Source organism: Emticicia fontis, assembly GCF_054779675.1.
In genome coordinates, this window is sequence record NZ_BAAGXU010000037.1 from 56,487 (window position 1) to 76,796 (window position 20,310).

Annotated in this window: 22 protein-coding genes; 3 read left to right on the forward strand and 19 right to left on the reverse strand. The window is 36.7% G+C overall.

Translation table 11 applies throughout. From position 1 onward, the window contains the following. Window positions 1–7 precede the first annotated feature (7 nt). Genes ACYVFA_RS16040 through ACYVFA_RS16060 form a run of 5 tightly spaced genes read right to left on the reverse strand, consistent with a single transcriptional unit; the run spans window position 8 to window position 3,176 of the window. Window positions 8–1,030: an ATP-binding protein gene (locus tag ACYVFA_RS16040; protein ID WP_460472857.1), complete on the reverse strand. Its 1,023-nt coding sequence runs from the start codon at window positions 1,028–1,030 to the stop codon at window positions 8–10. Further along, complete coding sequence (locus ACYVFA_RS16045; protein WP_460472858.1) at window positions 1,023–1,436, reverse strand: anti-sigma regulatory factor; 414 nt, start codon at window positions 1,434–1,436, stop codon at window positions 1,023–1,025. Before ACYVFA_RS16045 ends, ACYVFA_RS16040 begins: the two co-directional genes overlap by 8 nt. Further along, window positions 1,417–1,818, reverse strand: a complete 402-nt coding sequence (locus ACYVFA_RS16050) for an STAS domain-containing protein (protein WP_460472859.1) — start codon at window positions 1,816–1,818, stop codon at window positions 1,417–1,419. The genes ACYVFA_RS16045 and ACYVFA_RS16050 overlap by 20 nt, the downstream gene beginning before the upstream one ends. A 27-nt stretch (window positions 1,819–1,845) precedes the next feature. After that, window positions 1,846–2,706, reverse strand: coding sequence for an STAS domain-containing protein (locus ACYVFA_RS16055; RefSeq protein WP_460472860.1), 861 nt, complete (start codon window positions 2,704–2,706; stop codon window positions 1,846–1,848). Window positions 2,707–2,732: 26 nt separating this feature from the next. After that, window positions 2,733–3,176, reverse strand: a complete 444-nt coding sequence (locus ACYVFA_RS16060) for a response regulator (RefSeq protein WP_460472861.1) — start codon at window positions 3,174–3,176, stop codon at window positions 2,733–2,735. A 178-nt stretch (window positions 3,177–3,354) separates the two neighbouring features. On the opposite strand from ACYVFA_RS16060, the gene ACYVFA_RS16065 reads away from it, so the two are divergent. Beyond that, a complete protein-coding gene (locus ACYVFA_RS16065; RefSeq protein ID WP_460472862.1) occupies window positions 3,355–4,518 on the forward strand; it encodes an acyltransferase family protein in 1,164 nt (387 codons plus the stop codon). On the opposite strand, the gene ACYVFA_RS16070 is transcribed toward ACYVFA_RS16065, so the two are convergent. The 4 genes from ACYVFA_RS16070 to ACYVFA_RS16085 all read right to left on the reverse strand — a co-directional run bounded on the left by ACYVFA_RS16070 (window position 4,508) and on the right by ACYVFA_RS16085 (window position 7,103). Beyond that, on the reverse strand, window positions 4,508–5,740 hold the full coding sequence (locus tag ACYVFA_RS16070; protein WP_460472863.1) for an RNA polymerase sigma factor: 1,233 nt from the start codon (window positions 5,738–5,740) through the stop codon (window positions 4,508–4,510). The two genes, ACYVFA_RS16065 and ACYVFA_RS16070, sit on opposite strands and share 11 nt — an antisense overlap. A gap of 47 nt (window positions 5,741–5,787) precedes the next feature. Next, the gene (locus ACYVFA_RS16075; protein ID WP_460472864.1) at window positions 5,788–6,141 is read right to left on the reverse strand and encodes a YciI family protein; all 354 of its coding nucleotides are present in this window, start codon (window positions 6,139–6,141) and stop codon (window positions 5,788–5,790) included. A 10-nt stretch (window positions 6,142–6,151) separates the two neighbouring features. Next, window positions 6,152–6,607, reverse strand: coding sequence for a carboxymuconolactone decarboxylase family protein (locus ACYVFA_RS16080; RefSeq protein WP_460472865.1), 456 nt, complete (start codon window positions 6,605–6,607; stop codon window positions 6,152–6,154). 148 nt (window positions 6,608–6,755) lie between these two features. After that, a complete protein-coding gene (locus tag ACYVFA_RS16085; protein ID WP_460472866.1) occupies window positions 6,756–7,103 on the reverse strand; it encodes a darcynin family protein in 348 nt (115 codons plus the stop codon). Window positions 7,104–7,325: 222 nt separating this feature from the next. On the opposite strand from ACYVFA_RS16085, the gene ACYVFA_RS16090 reads away from it, so the two are divergent. After that, on the forward strand, window positions 7,326–8,393 hold the full coding sequence (locus ACYVFA_RS16090; RefSeq protein WP_460472867.1) for a hypothetical protein: 1,068 nt from the start codon (window positions 7,326–7,328) through the stop codon (window positions 8,391–8,393). A 49-nt stretch (window positions 8,394–8,442) separates the two neighbouring features. Here ACYVFA_RS16090 and ACYVFA_RS16095 read toward each other — a convergent pair whose 3' ends face one another. The 5 genes from ACYVFA_RS16095 to ACYVFA_RS16115 all read right to left on the reverse strand — a co-directional run bounded on the left by ACYVFA_RS16095 (window position 8,443) and on the right by ACYVFA_RS16115 (window position 13,487). Beyond that, window positions 8,443–8,706, reverse strand: a complete 264-nt coding sequence (locus ACYVFA_RS16095; protein WP_460472868.1) for a GlsB/YeaQ/YmgE family stress response membrane protein — start codon at window positions 8,704–8,706, stop codon at window positions 8,443–8,445. 253 nt (window positions 8,707–8,959) lie between these two features. Beyond that, window positions 8,960–10,072 carry a lipase family protein gene (locus tag ACYVFA_RS16100; RefSeq protein WP_460472869.1) on the reverse strand — a complete coding sequence of 371 codons (1,113 nt, stop codon included), beginning with the start codon at window positions 10,070–10,072 and terminating at the stop codon, window positions 8,960–8,962. A 107-nt stretch (window positions 10,073–10,179) separates the two neighbouring features. After that, entirely contained in the window at window positions 10,180–11,415 is a 1,236-nt protein-coding gene (locus tag ACYVFA_RS16105; protein ID WP_460472870.1) for an alpha/beta hydrolase-fold protein, read from the reverse strand. A gap of 356 nt (window positions 11,416–11,771) precedes the next feature. Further along, window positions 11,772–12,224 carry a response regulator gene (locus ACYVFA_RS16110; RefSeq protein WP_460472871.1) on the reverse strand — a complete coding sequence of 151 codons (453 nt, stop codon included), beginning with the start codon at window positions 12,222–12,224 and terminating at the stop codon, window positions 11,772–11,774. Between the two features lie 105 nt (window positions 12,225–12,329). Further along, window positions 12,330–13,487, reverse strand: coding sequence for a PAS domain S-box protein (locus ACYVFA_RS16115; RefSeq protein ID WP_460472872.1), 1,158 nt, complete (start codon window positions 13,485–13,487; stop codon window positions 12,330–12,332). Between the two features lie 649 nt (window positions 13,488–14,136). Between ACYVFA_RS16115 and ACYVFA_RS16120 the strand changes: the two genes are divergently transcribed. After that, entirely contained in the window at window positions 14,137–15,036 is a 900-nt protein-coding gene (locus ACYVFA_RS16120; protein WP_460472873.1) for an alpha/beta fold hydrolase, read from the forward strand. A 230-nt stretch (window positions 15,037–15,266) separates the two neighbouring features. On the opposite strand, the gene ACYVFA_RS16125 is transcribed toward ACYVFA_RS16120, so the two are convergent. From ACYVFA_RS16125 to ACYVFA_RS16145, 5 genes are all read right to left on the reverse strand, one after another. After that, on the reverse strand, window positions 15,267–15,581 hold the full coding sequence (locus ACYVFA_RS16125; RefSeq protein WP_460472874.1) for a LytR/AlgR family response regulator transcription factor: 315 nt from the start codon (window positions 15,579–15,581) through the stop codon (window positions 15,267–15,269). A gap of 464 nt (window positions 15,582–16,045) precedes the next feature. Further along, the gene (locus tag ACYVFA_RS16130) at window positions 16,046–16,741 is read right to left on the reverse strand and encodes an Hcp family type VI secretion system effector (RefSeq protein WP_460472875.1); all 696 of its coding nucleotides are present in this window, start codon (window positions 16,739–16,741) and stop codon (window positions 16,046–16,048) included. 311 nt (window positions 16,742–17,052) lie between these two features. Continuing rightward, entirely contained in the window at window positions 17,053–17,424 is a 372-nt protein-coding gene (locus ACYVFA_RS16135) for a DUF3244 domain-containing protein (RefSeq protein WP_460472876.1), read from the reverse strand. A gap of 283 nt (window positions 17,425–17,707) precedes the next feature. Next, the gene (locus tag ACYVFA_RS16140; RefSeq protein WP_460472877.1) at window positions 17,708–18,892 is read right to left on the reverse strand and encodes an acyltransferase family protein; all 1,185 of its coding nucleotides are present in this window, start codon (window positions 18,890–18,892) and stop codon (window positions 17,708–17,710) included. Window positions 18,893–19,091: 199 nt separating this feature from the next. Then, on the reverse strand, window positions 19,092–20,174 hold the full coding sequence (locus ACYVFA_RS16145) for an alkaline phosphatase (protein ID WP_460472878.1): 1,083 nt from the start codon (window positions 20,172–20,174) through the stop codon (window positions 19,092–19,094). Window positions 20,175–20,310: the final 136 nt, after the last annotated feature.

A 20,310-nucleotide genomic window follows, 5' to 3' on the forward strand; every position in this document is an offset into this window, starting at 1 on the left:
TCGTTGCCTAATTTACTTTTCCTATCAGTAGCGTCATATCGTCGTTTCGTCGGGCACTATCCTTAAAAATTGCCGCAGCCATAATCGGTGGGGCATATTTAAGTATCGCCGGATATTGGGGTAAGTCCCAGTGATTTTTTATTCCGTCAGAAAACATAACTATATGCTGGTATTCTGCATTGGTGAGCACATGTGTATTCATAAAAGACGGGATATTCAGGCCAATAATGCCATTATGAGACATCACTCTTTTACTCATTAATCCCTCGTAGAGTCTTGTTGTAATATTACCTATGCCACATATTTTCCACTCTTTCCGGGTATGATGATAGCTGGCAATACTACCTACCAGGCCTCTGGTTTTTTTTACTTTCTGGTGCATATAGCGCAGAATATCTGTTGGTTCTGTTTCTTCACACATTTTAAATGCGTTAATCGCAGTTTGCACAGCCTCGTGGGCGTTGGGGCCATGTCCTAGGCCATCACCTAAAAAAATTTGGGTTTCATTGCCGATTTTTTTCATTTCATAGCCATCACCACATACTTCTTCACCAGGCATACAGACCTGCAAGGCGTCAATATTAATCTCATTTTTAGGCTGAACTATCTTTTTCTGTGCTTCGTCCATCAATATTTTTGCATAGGCAACTGTACCCCAGCCAGCCATTGAATAAATCTGAAAAAAATTACTCAAACGTTCAATAGCCCCCAAGCCATGTCCAAGCGTATTTGATGAAGACATGCCGTCTTTCATCATTTTTCCAATATTATTATTGCCCGGGCCACTATCTATACAATAAATCTCAAAAACCTTAGAATTGTTTTCGTTGGCGCTCAATTTATAAAATATTTCGCCACCTCCGGCATGTTTAATAAGGTTCGACAATAGCTCTGATACCACTATATCCAGTTCTCCCGCCCGCATCGACGAAAATTCTGTTTTAGTAATCAGGCTATGTATTTCCCTTTTAATAAAAGAGAGGTAGCTACGGTCTTCAATCTTTTGATTGAAGAAGAAATTATTATCCATTCTTCCACTTGATTATGCTGATGGTCGTCCCCTCATTTACAACCGATTTAATATCGAACTCACTTACCAGTCTTCGGGTTCCCGGCAATCCTAATCCCAGACTTCTACCTGTACTAAACCCATCCTGCATTGCTCGGTTTATATCTGGTATGCCTGGTCCTTTATCAGTAAAAATCAATTTTATACCATTTTCACGACCTTTGCTTACAATTTCAATATCAACAGTGCCACCACCGCCATATTTCAACATATTACGCACCAGCTCGCTGGCCGCAGTAATGAGTTTAGTCTGGTTTACTAAGCCCATACCAATTTTAGTGGCCCATTCCTTTACCCGATTCCGTAAAAAAATTGTGTCCTGTTCTCTGGCTATTTTAACGCTATCTTTACTCAGGGTAACTATCATCTTCTTCGTCGTCTTCAGGCGTGTCGGCTATAATTTTAGAACGTAATAATTCCATTCCTCTTTCGACATTCAGTGCGCAGTGTATCCCTTTCAGAGGTAAACCCAGCTCGACTAAAGTAATAGCCACAGCCGGTTGCATACCTACTACTACGGTTTCTGCATCCATGATTTTCGACATAATGGAGATATTACCTAAAATACGCCCCATAAAAGAGTCGATGATGGATACCGCAGAAATATCTATCAACACGCCTTTAGAGTTGTATTTCTTTACCATATTAGCCAGGTCAGATTGCAGAGTTTCGGCTAACTGGTCGTATAAATCAACTTGAATGGTGACTAACAGAAAGTCACCCATTTTCAGAATAGGTATTCTATCCATACTAATCTATATATCCTACAATATGTATTATAAAACTTTTGGAGATGCTTTTTTTCTTACTTCTAGCTCTAACATACCAAAAGCATTTTTTAGCGCGCTGGCTAAAGTAGCTTTTGTTGTGATTTCAGATAGGTCAATGCCTAAGTGTACAACTGTTTGCGCAATTTCAGGGCGAATGCCACTAATAATACATTCAGCACCCATCAGACGTGTCGCACTTACTGTTTTAATCAGGTGTTGCGCTACCAGAGTATCTATGGCTGGCACTCCAGAAATATCCAGAATCGCAATAGAACTACCGGTTTCTACAATTTCCTGCAGAAGGTTTTCCATCACTACCTGCGTACGCGAACTATCTAAAGTACCAATAATTGGTAACGCCAGAATGCCATCCCAAACTTTAATAACAGGAGTCGAAATTTCAGTAATTTCGTCAGTCTGACGAAGAATCACATCTTCGCGACCTTTAATGAAGGTTTCAAAAGTAATGATACTGAAATTATCCAGAATATTATTGATACGTATAGTCTCATTATATAATACCTTAGTGTCGGTAATCTCTTCTGATAATGTTTTTAATATAGCTGTTTTTAAACTGAAAACATAAGCACCTGTTTCGCGCGGAGTAAATCCTCGTCTCGCTCTGGCAATAGCAATACCCGATAATATTTCTTCAACTTTTTCGAAATCTCTTGACTGTGCATCGTCAAAGTTACTATCGCTTATACTGGCAGCAAAAGCGTTCAGTAATTCTTCTGATTGTATCCGTTGGTCTTCGTTAGTAATTAAATCATCGCGTAAACCATCGTTTTCTATCTGGTTCTGAAACCATTGTTCAAGAATGTATTTTTTCTTGGCTTTAATAATTTTTACGGCTTCATTTTTCATAGTCTGGTTGCCCTTATTTTTATTGCTTATTCAAAAGCTGGTTGTAAATGTATTTGAAATAAATCTTTTAGTAATTGCGAAAGTTCTTTGATGCCCGATGGCTTGGTAATAAAAGCAGCTGCTCCCAGATTCTGGGTTGCCTCCTTATCTTTAGGGTGTGAGGAGGTAGAGTAAATAATGACAGGAATATGTTTGAGGCGGGAAATTTTCTTTATTTCGGTTAGCAATTGTATACCATTAATACGAGGCATATTCAAATCGAGAAAGATATAATTGGGTAAAAACGTGCCATCCTGGTTTAGCCTTTGCAAGGCTTCACTGGCATTATTACTTATCACACATTGCATATTCAGGCCGGAGTCTTCTATGGCCAAAGTAAAAATTTCCTGATCATCCTGATCATCATCTATCAACAAGCAAAGCAAAGGGCTAGGCATAATTACAACGTAGTTTGGAAGCAAATATAACATTTGTTTTAACAATAAAATATTTATTTACTATATCATTCAGATTTATAATGAAAAACCAATAAGTAATATATTGATTAAAAATTAAAACGCTTTAGCCTATACTTATTGAGAGTTTCTGGTTAAATTGTAGCAAAAAACAAGCTTTCCTGATACTCACCGTTTAATACCCAGAAATTGTATGACTCGTACCCCAGGAGTTGAAAAACTCCCGCACAACCACAAGCTCGTTGGGCTTGATCATCTGCGTGCATTTGCCATTACCTATGTGTTTCTTTACCATTACAGCATTATGTTCCCCAGCCCCGAATGGCTCTATTCGATTGGAAAATTCGGCTGGACAGGTGTTGATCTTTTCTTTGTGTTGAGTGGCTATCTGATTTCAGCCCAACTCTTTGCCAAAATAGGCCGGCAGCAAGCTATTTCATTCAAAGAGTTTTTTCTGAAACGCTTTTTCAGAATTATTCCGGCCTATCTGACAGTATTAGCCTTGTATTTCTTATTTCCCTATCTGAGAGAAAGAGAAGCACTTGCTCCCCTTTGGAAATACCTGACATTTACCCAGAATCTTGGGCTTGATTTGCGTACACAAGGTACTTTCTCTCACGCATGGTCGCTTTGTATTGAAGAGCAGTTTTATTTATTTCTGCCGCTTATTCTGATAGGATTAATCAATGGGAAGATTTTCAAGAAAGCTTCTGCTTTATTAGCGTTTCTGTTCCTAGCGGGTTTTTTCATAAGGTTTTATATGTGGACTAATTTTGTTGAGCCGTTTAAAGAGACGGATAATTTCTGGGTAATCTGGTATAAATGGATTTATTACCCCATTTATAGCCGCTTAGATGGGCTGTTGGTAGGGGTGACGATAGCGGCTGTTTTTCAGTTCAGACCAAAACTAAAACAACAACTCCAACAATACGGGAATTATCTATTATTGGCAGGAGTCGCCGTGTTGGTAGGAGCCTATTTCTTATGTAAAGAACAGGTTTCATTTGGCGCATCCATTTTTGGTTTCCCGATTATTGCTCTGGGATATGGATTGGTTGTCATTGCTGCCATTAGCCCAAAAGTATTTTTGTATCGTTTTCCTTCAAAAATCACTTTCACAGTTGCCTCCTTATCGTATGGACTTTACCTCACACATAAGATTGTTGTACACGTTTCGCAAGAGCAACTGGCAAAGCTGGGCATAGCTAAAGAAAGTGTATTGATGCTTGTTTTGTGTATGCTTACATCGATGTTAGGTGCATGGCTATTGCAAATAATAGTCGAAAAACCATTCCTGAAATTGAGAAATAAAGTATTAAAATGGGAATATCTAAAGGAATTAAAGGTTAAGGCGTAATCTTTTGGATATTTCGGTTTATGATAGCTTTATCAGTATCAGAATGCGCCAGTTTTAAGGCATTCTCGAAATGTTGTAATGCTTTTTCATTATCAACGCCTGTATATAAATTGCCTAATAGTGAATAATAGAAGTGATTATCGGTAAGAGATAATTTTTCAGCCTCAATAATCGCTTCTTCTTTACCATTGGCTTTGGCAAGGGCATAGGTTCTGTTTAGTGCCGCAATAGGAGAATATTCAATCTGCAATAAACGATTATACAATTGGAGGATACCTTCCCATTTCTGGTTGGTATCTTCCTTTTGTGTATGCCAATAGGCAATACCCGCCTCCAGATGATATTTAGAAAGATATTTACCTTTTGAAGCCTGTTCCAGAAAATACTCACCTTTACTAATCAATTCCTGATTCCACAAATTCGTATCCTGATCTTCGTAGAGAATCACTTCCCCTTTCTCATTCATCCTCGCCTCAAAACGTGAGGCATGAAAACACATCAACGACATCAGGGCATTGGTAGATGGCTTATTGGTATCCCCATTTTCAATTAATAAATAAACAAGCCTCATGGCCTCAGCACAAAGATCCTTGCGAAGAACCGTATTTTGTGAAGTAGAATAATATCCCTCGCTGAATAGCAGATAAAGCGTAGTTAATACTGTATCCAACCGTTCATCTATTTCAGTTGGGGTAGGTTGTTCAATTTTTATCTTTTCAGCTTTCAGTTTTTCTTTGGCTCGATTGAGGCGCTTGTAAATCACCTCTTTATTGGTCAGAAAAGCATCAGCAATTTCCTGAATACCAAAACCACAAAGCAGATTCAACGCCAAAGCAATTTGCGATTCAATAGAAATACAAGGATTACAAACCGTAAAAATCATAGCTAACTGACTATCTTTAATACTCTTGCTGGATAAATCAATCTCAATTTCTTCCGAATCCACAGCCCCATATTTCAATTCAACTGCCAGCTTCTTTGTAAAAATAGCATGATGTTTCAGATGATTCTTAGTCTTGTTTTTAGCAACCGCATACAACCATCCCGTCGGATTATCAGGTATCCCTTTCTGACTCCACAATTCAGTAGCCGACAAAAAAGTATCACTCACAATATCCTCAGCGGTTTCAATGTGCTCAATGCCAAATAAATAGCAAAGTACAGCAACAATCTTCCGGTACTCCGTTCTGAATAAGTGTGGTATTAGTTCTTTTTCTTTCATGGACTAGTAATGTTGCCTTTGCCAACTGGTAAAGGCAACATCATTTTTTAAGCATTGTTAATAATCCTCCTAACCTCCACATTCGCATTCCACGGTTCCTTAAGCGCCGGACAACCCTTCGCCATCTCCACAGCTTCCTCAAAATCAGCAGCGCGTACAATAATAAACCCACCAATCGCTTCTTTGATTTCAGCATAAGGGCCATTTATCACTACATTATTCGGTTTCACTACCTTGCCTTCGGGGTGCAATCTATTGCCCGAACTCACCAGTTTATTCTGGGCAGCAATGCCCCCTAACCAATCCTGCCACGGTTTGATAGATGCCTGCATATCAGCAGGAGAGGGCTGATTCTCTTTCGTCTCCGAGTCTCTTCTGAATATTAATACGAATTCTTCCATAGCTACGATGTTAATTAAATTGTCCGACCTGATAAGTACCCACGGGTGCGCCAAATGCAATATTAATACGATTGTAGCTATTAATTGCTATCACGGCAATGGTTAAATCCATCAACTCTGATTCAGAAAACTGGGCCGCGGCCTGCTCATACACTTCTTCAGACACCAGACTGCTTTTGATTACTGTGAGTGCCTCGGCATAGGCTAAGGCCGCACGTTCTCTCTCGCTATAGAATGGGGCTTCTCTCCAGGCATCCATCACAAGCAAGCGTTGCGCGCTTTCACCTGCTGCTAATAAATCTTTCGAGTGCATATCCAGACAAAAAGCACAGCCATTGATTTGAGAAACACGATAATACAACAGATGTAATAAAGGTTTCTCGATACCAGATTTTGATAAATGTTTACCAAAGCCATATAAGGCACTCATCCCTTGTTGTTGTTGAACGTTGATTCTAGGTTCCATTGTTATTAAGATTTATTTTTAAAGCCTAATGACAACCCAATTTTCAGATTTGGACAAATGGGAGGAATTTTTTTTTGAAAATTTGTAAAATGTATTTCGGTAGGGGTTCAAAATTTTGAACCCCTACATTATTTCTTATCTATCCAATTCAATTCCTCCTCAAAACCTCATTAAAATCCTCAAACAAATTCTCCTGCCCGATAATAATATCTATAACCTCAAAATAAGGCACGCCATATATTTTAGAGTCCCTTAAAAATTCAATCAACAACTTATATTGATCAAGGTTCCCAGTACTAATAATCATAAAATCAGAAACCTTGGCATGAAAGTATTCACTATCAAATAACTTGACTTCAACAGCCTGCCCGACTTTCTGAAAAATCGGCATCACCTGTTTTTTAAAAAACTCACTTCGTTGGTCTCTTGCGAGGCTAAGCCACTGAGGAGTAGCATTCATTAATACCAGAATGGTATAAGGCTTTTTTGTTTCCATAACGTCTATATGAGATTGTGCTTTGCCTGTTGTCAAAAGCAAAATGGTGAAAAATATGAAGAGAATTCGGGTCATTATCTGGTGATTGTTAATGACACAAAATTGAAGAGAGGCAAAAAGGATAGCATTAACATAGGTTAATAAATACAAATATTCCTGATTTCTTTTATAAGCCATACAACGTATTAACGCCTAGTATAGTCATTTCAAAAAATGCTATTAATGAAAATCATATACTTAATTCTTGGGGTCACATTTTTTATGCTTTCGCTTATTTCCTGTAGGGTCGATATAGTAGATATTGAGCCGGAAATAATGGGAGAAGTGGTTCTTGATTCGAATACTACTAAAAATCCTCTGGAAGATACTGTTCATTATGAGGTCCGCCCTGATATTCCATCGCTTTATTTCCTCAGAAGGTCAGATTTTTATCCGAAAAACTTGGTAAATGCATACGAGGTCAGAAATACGCCTGATACTTACTATCTCGAAGCCGCCAGAGAAATAAGGTTTAAAATAAAGTATTCACCCACCGGTGAAATTATAAAATTTGAAGATGTATGGATGGACGGAGATTATAGATATAATGACTATGGCCTCCCGAGTGTCAGATATGATAGTCAGAAAATTGTTGATCTGGATTTTTATTATAACGAGAAAAATAAACTCATTAAGGTAAAAGAATTCTTGTGGTTTGATAAACAGTTTTTAAGAGAGCGTATTTATAACTACGACGCTGATAACAACATAAAAGAATATATCATGCAAGAGTCTAACGCTGTTCTCAATAATAAAGAAACTGTAAAAGTCTATCCCAATCGGGTTGTTTCTACTTCTTCACAGTATGGAACTATCATAAAAGAGTTTAATTCACAGCACCTGGTTATGAAATATGGAGAAAGAGATGTAGTTTATTCAGTAGAAGATAATATAATAACTGTTCAGGTACTGAATGCAGATAAGAGTATCTACTACTACTATGTAGTAAGTTTTGATGATAAATACAGACCAGCAATCCCCGGCTACCTGACTATTACTCCCTTTTCGCATTTTGATGATATGATTCTGGGAAGACTCTTAAATTATTCTGATAGAAATGTATTAAAAATCGCAAAAACAGAAAGAAACAATGTAGGTGAATTGAAAGAAAGCTACGTACTTAATTATAATTATACATACAATGCTAAAGGTTTGCCTACTGAAATTTTAAAAGCGAAAGAAATAAAAAATTACCTGAGTAATGCTAATACGATTTATTCAAAGCAACTGATAAAAATAGGCTATCAATAAATAAACAAGATAGCCCTGATTGCTCAAAGCTATCTCAATTGCTAATCTGTTACGCTTTTTTAGAATATCTTCTATAAAGCATGACACCTAATAAAATAACTGATGCACCCACAAATGCTTCTGCAATGCGGCTGATGATATCTGGTAAGCCCAACATCGTATGAAGCTCACCTTCTAATAACCAATGGCCTACCAGAGCCCCGGCTATACCTAGTAAAATCTGATACAAAGTAGATAAACTGAAACTTTTAAAGGCACGGTCTGCCAGCCAGCCTGCTACGGCGCCAACAATAATGGTAATGATTAGGCTCATTTTCTGATGGGTTTATGGTTATAAAAGAGGACAGATACTATTGAGACTCAAAATTTACCATAAATTTCAGTTTTCAGAAAATGTTTATAAGATTTCTTTGAAATTTTATATGAATGAAAATTCCATATCCTAATTTATCTTATACCCACTAAAAATTGTGGTATCGAATAATTCACCGCTGATAGGAATATCATATCCGGAATTCTGACGGACTACTAACCGACTCTTATCATTGGCATAATACGTCAGATTATTATTTTATTTTCTCTACGAGTTCAAGATAATTTTTCGGAAAATGATGTAACCAGATATTGGGGCTATCCGGGGTATTAGAATAGCGTTTAAAATAATCTTCATCTGGTGTTAAGACAATGATACTGCCTGTTCGGACATAGTAGTTGCTCTCATAATATTGAGGGGTAACAAAATCAGGAATTTGTTTTTTTACGGCCATCGAAACCATTCTTCCCAGATATTTCTGATAGTTTTTCTGGGCTTTCAGGCTTGGTTTGCTCATTTTGTTATAAATATGTTTTAAAGCCAGATTCTTCGGAAACTTCTGTTTTTTTATCATAGCCTTTGCCCCATGAAAAGGGTTGACAGGCGTGAAATCGTTAATAGTTTGCAGAGAAAAAGGTACATCCGGAACCCAGTCTGCCGTGTTTACAACATTATATGCCCAGCCGCCCCTGGTCATATTTTCGTAATCATAAGCAAAAAATAAATTACCTGGCTTGGGACCAGCACTGCAATAGGTTTTGAATCGAATATCCTGTGGCAGTTTCTTTTCTGCTTTCAGGTTTTCCAGATAGGCATTAAGGAGAAAAGTAATTCCACCGCCCTGGCTATGCCCTGTCAGAATAAAATCTTTGATACCTGCTTTATAACATGAATCGATTTTATGCTCAATGCTTTTTGATAAATACGCCATAGCCACAAACCACCCTACATGCACGGCAGAGTTGGGGTTATTGGATAGCTTATACGAGAATTTGAAGTTTTTGTCTAGTTGTAACTCCCCTTTAGCCGGAATCATTGCCGCATAAAGATTAGCTAAAAAACTTGCCTGTGTCGGAATACTCCCTTGTACTGCAATGATAGCCACAGGTTTGGTCTTGTGTATCCATAAATCCCAAAGATTATCAAAAGCCACAACCGGAGAGCGATAAAGGAAACGATGGTCTTGTGGTTCAGGCATACTGCTAGAGTCTGCCCATTTATTCAGGGCAATATGTACTTTCTGGTTAATTTTCAGGGTTTCAATATATTCCGCCTTATCAAATCCGGGTTTAAGTACTTGTCCTGAAAGAGCTTGGAAAATGAAAAGGCATAAAAGAAGTGGCAGGAGGCATTTTTTTAATGGCATAACAAAAGTTTTTTAAGGTAATCAGGTTATTATAACATCGTTTAGCAATACCATTAAACGTATATTGCTAAACGATGTTATTTAAACTACAATGATTGGTAATTTGTTTAATGCTTTGTTAATTCCTCCAGTTTCTTCCTTGTCTCTGGAATTTCTTTGATTGCCAATGTTTTCTTAAATTGTTCGATAGCACGGGCAGTATCTTTTTTAGCAACAAAATAGTCGCCATAAGAATCATAAACATTGACACTTTCCGGATAATTAACCACATTCATTTTGAAGAAACTTTCCGCTTTTTTATACTGCTTTTGTCCAAGTGCATTATAGCCCATCATATTAATAGTTTCTTCATCAGGTTTTACCTGATACCCGAATTCTTTAGAAACTGTTTCGAAATGTTTCTGGTATTTACCCGCCAATACAGTAGTAGTATCCTTATAATCCTTCATAGTCAATTTAAGTGGATAATAACTGAAAATGAAATGCAAGGCATCATATTCACTAATCAAGGGCACCGAACTATGGTCGTCAGTAGCATAATATTTACTCTTATATTTTAGCAGGTTTTGCTTACTGGCTTTCAGATGATTATCCAACTCAAAAATAGAGCGGATGTGCGCGTTGTCGGAAGATTTATCTTTAGCTAATTTAGCAACAGTCATCCCTTCTGACATGGTGTTGGCTATGCCTAAGTATAAGTAGATTCCGGCATATTTTTTATCTGTAAGGGCTTTCTTGGTGGTCTTTAAAAATCGTATCTGATCCCACCACATACTCGGGTCTATTGCCACATACGCATTGAATAAATGAGTATGATTAATCAAGGCATTCATTACGGTTAAACCACCAAATGAGTGACCTATCAGTATTTTATAAGGCTGAGTAGGGTAGAGCGAGTCAATATGAGGCATCAGTTCTTTTTCTATAAATGCCATAAACTTTTCACCTCCGCCCGAAGGTTTTGAAGAAGTGCTATCCATGAAAGGTGGGTCAACATCCACATGGGTGGGAGTCAGGTCTCTGGTGCGTCTGGTATTAGGTATTCCTACTACAATCATTTCGGGACAAATGGTATTGCCATTCACACTGCTTAATTGCTGAATCATACCTACAACCGAGAAAAAGTGGGCATCACCATCTAATAAGTATACAACTGGATATTTTTTCTTAGTGAAAATATCCCCGCCTCCACCAGGTACATAGACCATAATCCGGCGGTTTTCGTTTAGTATTTTTGAATGGACTTTATCATTTTTACCCAATACAATTTTATCATCATTCTGGGCATAAATAAGCTCGGAAAGCAAGCTAATAATGAATAGCAGTAGCAACGTCTTTTTCATAGATCATAAGTTAAAATTAAGAGATTTGTTCTGTAAGCAAGGTGTAGTAAATATATGAAAAACCTATAATGCTTTGGAGAAAATGTGATTAAATCAAAAGGCGTGGGATAAAAGATCTGTTAGCACTAGTGAAAGAAGCATACAAATATGTATGCATATGAAATGACATAAGCCTGATAGAATACCGGGCTTATTACTCTAAAAGTTATTGTTAATTCTGCCTAAAATATAAGAGCCAACTAAAACTGAGACCCTAATGCGATACTGATTTCGATAGTTGAAAAGTATATAAGATATAAAATCAGTATTTCTATCCTGACAATTGAAAATAAAACAAACTTTTGCAAATTGCCTTCTCAATTCAAACTTGATTCATATAAATAATAGTTATTGAGGATACTTAATAAATTCCCCTTTGTCAAAGGTTTCGTTAAGAACATTTTTATATCCTCTATTTCATCTGCTTTGTTTTTATCACTTGGGTCAATAGACGAAGTAAGCATAACAATAAAAAACTTGGACCTCGTTACTTTGTCAAATTTTTTATACTCATCCAAAAACTCCCACCCGTTCATTTCCGGCATATTAATATCAAGAAAAATAATACCAGATTGAGGGATATTTTTGTTGCTTGTATATGCCCCTTTACAAGTCAGAAAATCAAGAGCCATCAAACCAGAAGTTACTATTTGAACGTGGCTCTGTACATTGCAGACCTTAAGTAATTTTGAGTGAAGTAAATTAGTAATTTTATCATCGTCTACTAATAAAAAGCAGTTTATCTCTTTTAAAAAGTCATTTTGATTCATCTACATCTTTTTGTTTCATATTATTTGAAAACAACCAATTAGCAAAATTGTTTATTTTCTCGTCATTAAGCTACTGATACAAGTATCAACGATTCTATGTAATTATTACGCACTTAACTTTTTAATCTGGTCTTCAAGGTAATCAATGTACGCAATGTTAGCATCTTCTCTCTCTTTCTTTTCGCTTAAATCTCTGGTAACTTTTGTAAACCCAATTACTTCTCCTTCTTGGTTATGAATAGCAGTAATAAGTACGCTTCCCCAAAATCTTGAACCGTCTTTTTTGACTCGCCAGCCTTCATCTTTGGCAAAACCTTGCTCTCTGGCCTGATTAATTAATTTTTGTGGACGTTGCTCTGCTAAGTCTTCTTTTGTATAAAACGTAGATAAATTTTTGCCTACAATTTCAATAGCTTTATAGCCTTTAATTTTTTGGGCACCATTATTCCAGTTTTCAATATTTCCTTCTTTGTCTAAAAGAATGATCGCATAGTCTTCAATTTCCTCAACCATTTTATAAAACCTGGTTGTCCGGATATCCTTATTTTCTATCGTTTCATTTACAATAGACAAAATTTTATTGTCGAGTTTATTTGTTGCCTCAACAATCATTTGTATCCATTCTTCATCAACTTCCTGATACTTATGTCTAATAAGATCTACTAATCCCATAATGGTTGTTAAAGGATGACGAATTTCATGAGATTGTATAAATGCAATTTTTTGTAGTGACTTATTTCTTTCTTCTATTTCTTCTACTTTTAAATTAAGAAGTTTATGGCTGAGTTCAAGTTCCATCAGGTTGGTAATCTGACTTGATAAAACGGAGAGCGTTTTCTGTTGAAGAGATGTAAGACTATTGGGTTTTAGATCGAACAAGCATAATGACCCAATGGTTATACCGCTACTTAATAAAAGAGGGGCTCCGGCATAAAAACGGACTTTGGGGTCAGTGTAAACTAACGGATTATTATCAAATCTACTATCCTTTGTTACATCGTCAACAACCATCAAAGATTCTGATTGAACAACATATTGGCAAAAGGAAGTCTCTTTTGGCATAATTTGGATATTTACTCCTGAGCGGACTTTCAGCCAATTTACATCTTTGTCTAAAAGGGTTAATAATGCAACAGGTTTTTCACAAAGTTCAGCAGCGAGATCTACTATTTCCTGATATTCTTTAGATTTATCAAAATCTATTTTCAGGAATTGATGAACAGCTTCTATTCTTCTCTTTTCGGCTAATTTTAAATCCTTCATTTTTATTAAAATGAAATTCTAAGAATTTTACAATAATTATCATTTAAATTTTGAAGCCACAGAAGTTAAATTTTAAACTGCAAATTTAAAAAAAAGAAAAAAAAATCAATTTTCTAAAATAATTTTTTTATCAAAAATCGCGCCAATTCGTTATAATTGAAAATGAATCTGTCTCATAATGTCACCTAAATAGAAAGGTGTGTTCATTGCTATTTCAGAACTAATTAGGTTGAATGATATGATTTAATTGAGGTTATAGAACATATTCATCAATTGTTGAACCTCGTGCAAGAAGCCAGAATTTCAGCTAAAGGGTGCTTCTTAATACAGAGGCAGGGTTTGACTCCTTAGCGTGCAGAAAACTTTATCAGGGTTGTACAATAGAAATTAATATGGCTTAAATACAAGAAATAGTGACAGCAAAAGCTATTCAAATTATTTTAGATGAATTTTTACATTAAGGTAGATTTGTGATTGAAAGTTCGTTCGTTTGGTCAGATTTCTTTAAAGCTATTTCGGTAAGATTTAAGATAGTTGGCTTAATTTGAATAGTATTACTATGATTATCTGATTTATTCGAAAAATAAACCCTAAACTGAAATGGTAGACAAGTCTATTGCATAAATATCATTTATTCAACTTAAATCTAATGAAAAAACTCCTCTACCTCTTCCTGCTACTGGCAACATTGACAGCTTATTCTCAGGAACGCTTAGTAAAAGTAAATGACAAAAATTTTGCAGTCTATACCAAAGGGCTGGAAAACAGAAAACCCAATGCCCCTGTTCTCGTTTTTGAAAATGGTATGGGTGTGGGCATTGATAGCTGGAATAAAGTACTTGACGAATTAGCCAGAATAGCGCCTGTTTTTGCCTACGATAGAGCAGGCGTAGAAAAATCAGATAAAATTTATCAGGTGCCTACACCAAAGGCAACTGCCGAAAACCTCAAAGCCATTTTAACCACACTTAATATCCCGCCACCGTATGTGGTAATTGGACATTCGTTAGGCGGCTTATATGCCAGAGGTTTTGCAGGATATTACCCGAAAGATATAGCCGGGCTGGTCTTTATAGACCCGGCAGATTTTACAGAATCTAAAGACGACTGGAACCAGATTTTCAGAGAAATTAATGTGCCCGAAAAGCGCATCGATGAGATGATGTACGAGCGCCTGTATCAGCCAACCAAACCAGCCGCACATAATGATTCGCTGAATTTCGGGCCATGGAGTGAAAGACATTTACTGACTGCTTTAAGAAAGACAGACTTTGCCGAGATAAAAAATCTACCCTTACCCAATGTACCTATCTATTTTTTTGTAGGGGGCAAATTTGAAGTTCCTCCTGCCTACCAGAGTAAAGACTATGACCACGAACGCTTCTTTCATGTAAAAAATTCTAAGAACATCGGGCGCTGGTTACAACTGATTCATTCTTCAGGCAAAGGCGGAGCATTGATATATCTGTCAAATAGCGGGCATTATATCCAACAGGATGATGCAAAGGCGGTTATTGCAAACATCAAATTTTTACTGGAGAGCTTATAAAAAAAGAGGTATCTGATAAATATCGGAAACCTCTATAAATAAGATTTACTCAATAGTACCAAACCCTTTTTTTAAAACTATTGAGTTATCTAATACTAATCGTGGCTATAGCCGTTGAAAACTTGTCCGTGTCGAAAGCTTCAGGAAAGAGAGGAGTCCAGAATTGCTTATGAACTCACCCTCTGTACTTCCATTCTTTCTACCACGAAAGGTCTTTTGACGAAGCCTTTTTAAATTCTTTTTAGAAATTGTTTGGCGCGCCTTCTAGATATATTAATCAGTTCATCATTCTCCATCTTAATGGTAAAGGATTCTTTCTGAAAACTAGTCATATAATCGAGATTAATAATCACAGAGCGATTGGGCCTGAAAAACGAATAACTATATAATCGTTTTTCGAATATCCCTAATGTTCGGGAAGAGAGTATCGTGCTACCATCTTCAAGCAGTATGTGTGTATAATTAATGTCGGCTTTGAGCATTAATATCTTGCTCGACCTCACAGTCGTGCCTTTGTCAATCGTAATTAGCAATTCGTTGTTCATAGTTTTCGTGGTAGATTTCAATAGATGATCAATGCCACAAAGCTATGTCAACAGCCAAAGCAAGTGTTATCTCATTTTCGACTTTCTTTTACTCATTTTGAACTTTTGATGAATAAACGGAGAATAAAGTAGGGGAAAAAGGAGAAATAAGAGGGATAATTGGGGAATGAGTTATTGATATAAATAATCTATCAATCAAAAAACAGATAGAACTGTTGGTCAAAATGTTTAATAATTCTTCTCATTTCTACTCTGCCTGTATAGTATTCGGCACTCAAAAAAAACTACCTTGTCTTTTTCAATATCGTACATAATGGCCTGCATCATGCTTTTTCCTTTAACAAGCATATCAAATCTGACAAGAGGTATCGACGAAGTTAAATAACTGAGAATAGAACTGGTGGCATTTCTGACCATAGCCTGATCTTTCAATATCGGAAACGCTTTACTAACGGGACTTCCTATCAATAAGTATCAGTAAAACTATTCATTGTAATATCAAAAGTGCCGAATACATTTCTGGGATAATCTTTCCATCCCATTTTTAAAGACTTTAATTCAATGGTATCAACACCCTCCAATTCCGATTTTTCAATCTTGGAAACAAAGACCGAAGATAATTTCACACTATAGTATAATTGGTCGCTGGCATCATAAAAAAAGAATTCCATGGTATCAAAATGCAAACCCTTTGTCAGGACTTTGAAAAATGGGATTGAATTTGCCCCCCTTGGTTTCGAAATCTTCACAGGTGAAATAACTGCTTTCCCTGAACCAGCACCCCCGGCATTCGTCGGATCATAATTAAGGGTAAAATTATAGTCAACATAATCTACTTTGGTTTGTCCGGCATGGATACCACTGGTAATTTCGCCCTGAACAGCAGGGGCATTACCACTGGAGGTAATCGTATAGTAAATCGTTGGATTAGCCACTACATTGTTTGTATTATTATTGATTTTCACCCACTCACTCTGTTTCCGGTAATATAAACTATGGTCAGAGAGATTATAAATAAGCATCCCATTGGCAGGATTGGCTACACTATTGGTACCATTTACCTGCGGAATCTGAATAGAATTGGGTGATAATTGAGCGGCTTGCCCGAAAGTATGTAAACCTGAGACAAACATTAATAGGAGAATGGCTAGTTTTTTCATGACTATTGCATTTAGAATTTAGGGATTTATAAGGCCTCTTTTGAATAATTACCTGATGGCTTATTGAAATTACAATAGAAAAACAGATAGCTCAAAATTTCAATAGAATTTATTCTGAAAAATTTACTGTGTGTAATATTCATCCGCAAATCCAGCAATTAGACAGGATTGAAGAAGATAATAGATATTCGAATAAAAAATATTTCAATTTCTGTGACTTTTCATAATTTTTACGTCTAAAAAGCCTTTATAAAAAACAAAAAGGACAAAGGTTATGATACCCTTGCCCTTCTTTCCATGCACACATCCGATTATTTACTCTTTAATACCGCAACACGAGTTACCTGACTTTGGATATTGAAATCATAAGTTAATTTATCTTCGCCCGAGCTGATTGATAAAGTATAGGCACCATCTTCCAGATGCTCAAGATTCAATACCAATGGCTTATTGGTTTCGCTAAGATCTTTATAGAAAACATCACCTTTGGCATTGAAGATTTCCACATTGGCAGTGCTCCTTTCAAGATCAGTAAAAAGAACTCTCAAACGTAAATTGCTGATATCCTGAACCGAGATTTTTGAATCCGCTTTTTTAGCAACAATGGCCGGTTTTTCGGTATTGGCAAAGCTGAAATTGGCTGTCAATAAGCCTAGAGCTAAAATTAAGAATGACTTTTTCATATGACTGATTGTTTAGATTTTATAAATAATTTTCTTTGATGAGTCAAAGGTATATAGTATTTTTTTAAGAAAATATCAGAGTAGATTAAACCGGAACATTAATAGGACGAAAGCAGAAGAAGTATTGATTTGTATGTTCGTCGACAAAAAAGGGTGGTTTTTGTTCAGTTTTTATAAATATCTTCCGAATCGTTCAGTTTATCGACAAACAACATATACTCGTCATAAAAATAGTATTAAACTAATATGAGTGCATAAGGCTAATGCTGGCCTTAGATAGTATTTATAAATATTGATTAATGACCTTAATTTTTCGTAATAGTATGCTTAAGCCCCAACTCAAAGCCAATGAAAAAATAAACGTTATCAGGAATTTGATGAAGGCAGGTAATTCATAGGGCAATAGTATAAACTGAATCCAGATCAGAAATACATAATGAGTCAGGTAAATCAGATAGGCATTGGCAGTCAGCGAATCCCACCAGTCAAAAGAACGATAAATCAATCGTCTGAATGCAGCGATAAAAGCGATACTACTCAGTGTACACGAGGCCGTATAAATACTAAAGTAAATCATCCAGGCGCTAAAGCCACCAAGCTGATTCGCCTTGACCATATCAGCTAATATGTCCATTCGTTCAACAATCGTTAAAACTATATAAACTACTAAAGCTGATACTGCCCAAAGCCACCATTTTCTGACAATGGCAGATGTAGGAGAAAACACCTGATAATTAAAATCAGTAGTGCCAATGAAAACACCCAATAGAAAATAGCCAAAATAAAGTAAAAATCTACTCAGCTGAAAATCGAATGGATAAAAGCCTGTCCAGGTACCTGCCCCAATCCTATGCGCAATCGGTACATATAATAACCATGTGAAGACCCACCAAAGCATACAAAACAAGAATGGTCTGCGTTGAAGTGAGGAAATAAACCTACCAGTATTCTTACTTATTTTATTGATAACCAGACTCAGCACGGCAAATAGCAAATTAAAAACGAATAGCACCCAGATAAACCAGGGTGGGCCAACTGGCCATTGCTCAACTATAAAGAAATCTTTTACATAAGCCACTATATCAGTACTTCCTTTAGCTATATAATAAGCAGGAAAATAGGCTATCAGCATCAACAATGTCCCCAATGTGATAAATGGCACAAACAAACGATAAAATCGATCCTTGATGAACACAGAAAAGCCTTTCTTGCCGATACTCTTAACCAGGAATAAACCACCTATCAAAAACATCAACGACATAAAAAATACATCATTGAAATTCTCAAAAATATCAAGCCCCACCCATCTTCTGGCATCCACAATCGGGTGTGTCGACCGGATATATGCCTCCGCATCAAATCGGGCAAAGGTAGTATAGGCTAGGCTGGCATGATGTGCCACCACCAATACTGTCAATGCCGAGCGTAAATAATCTACCCAAATATTCCGGTTCAGGGCTTGTTCCATGAAATGTGTTTCTGATTTGTTTTAGTAATGACACCGTTTCAAAAGTCAAGTTGCATGATTGGAATAATATTAGTTGAGTAGATTAGAAATTAATCATTCAGTATGGATGGCTCCTAAACGAAGAGGCTTTTGCAAGAGTATTACCAGAAATAATACTCTTGCAAAAGCCTCTTCGTATTTAGATTAATGAAAATCTATTTCATTTGAAATCAAACGATTTCAGCATTTTGTGGAAGATGTCGTTGTTATAATAAATGCCCGAAAATAATTCGGCTCCTTTACCATAAGCAAAAACCGGAATCATTACGCCGGTGTGTCCTTTGGTTGTAAACTTACCATCTATTACACCATCTTTGGCACCGTTTAGCGAGAAACCACCTGTTTCATGGTCGGCTGTAATAATTACCAGTGTATTACCATCTTTATCGGCAAAATCAAAGGCTGCGCCAATGGCTTTATCAAAATCAAGCATTTCGTTTACGATATACTGCGTATCGTTGGCGTGTCCACCCCAGTCAATCTGAGAGCCTTCAGCCATCATAAAGAAACCCTTCTTGTTTTGTTTCAGGATATTCAAAGTTGTCTGAAGCGAAACCAACAGTTGGTCACCTCTACCCTCTGATATTTTAACAGGGTTTTCATCAGCAAGAAAACCCGCCAGTTTGCCCGATTTAACCTGTTGTACTTCTTCAATTGTGTTAGCAATCTGATAGTTCTTTGCTTTCAGATCTTCTACCAGATTTCTGCTGTCCTTGCGTTGTGCAAAGTGTTTGCGGCCACCACCAATAAACACATCAACATCAGTTTGAAGGAAATCGGCGGCAATTTCGTCCATCATCGCTCTTGCTGGCTGATGCGCAATAAATGAAGAAGGTGTGGCATCAGTAATATTACAGGTAGCAACCAAACCTGTGGCTAATCCTTTTTGCTCGGCAATTTCCAGAATAGTGGTCAGGCGTTTTTTATCCTTGTCTACTCCAATAGCACCATTATAGGTTTTTTCTCCTGTAGCAAAAGCAGTAGCCCCTGCCGCCGAATCAGTGATAAACGTATCAGTCGGCTGATTTTTATGAAAGCCTATTACCTGGCTACGTTCAATATTAAGTGGTTGCCCCGTGGTTTGCTTACTGACGGTTATTCCGGCATAGATTTGGGCGGTGCCCATTCCATCGCCGATTAACAAAATAATATTTTTTGGGTGTGGAATGTTTTTTTGCTTCTGAGCAAAACAAACGAATGGAACAAGTAATAAAAGATAGATAAACTGTACTGATTTTTTCATTGATAAGCATTTTAGATGATGGATTAGATATGAAACATCAGATGAATTCAATAAAACAATGAGAAAACTCTTTTGCCAATACCTACAAAACCGTTTCAGCCCTGAAGACTTCACGCAGTAAAAAACGGAAACTAAT